Source organism: Dyella sp. ASV21 (assembly GCF_016428975.1).
Lineage (GTDB): Bacteria > Pseudomonadota > Gammaproteobacteria > Xanthomonadales > Rhodanobacteraceae > Dyella.
On record NZ_JAELTT010000432.1, the window covers coordinates 1 to 252 of the forward strand.

Here is a 252-nt window from a genome sequence, read left to right on the forward strand (position 1 = left end):
TTGCCGTTGAAACTCTCGACGAAGCCGTTCTGCCACGGGCTACCCGGCGCAATGAAGGCGGGTCCGATGGCGGCGTCGCGCAACCAGCGCATCACCTTGGTCGCAGTGAATTCAGCGCCGTTGTCCGGTAATCCCCCCGTTTTCCACGGGGCTCAGAAGTAGAAACTAAGCGGCCATGGCCAGCCGTTGCTTTGGTGTAAATCCGCCCAGGGCCATGTTCGGGCGGTCGTGATTGTACGTCCACATCCAGTC

Annotated in this window: 2 pseudogenes; both read right to left on the reverse strand. The window is 60.7% G+C overall.

Annotation, left to right across the window (positions count from 1 at the left end):
- Positions 1-125 (reverse strand): annotated as a pseudogene (locus JHD67_RS22180) (integrase core domain-containing protein); the annotation flags it as partial.
- A 40-nt stretch (positions 126-165) separates the two neighbouring features.
- A pseudogene (locus JHD67_RS22185) lies at positions 166-252 on the reverse strand (IS3 family transposase); the annotation flags it as partial.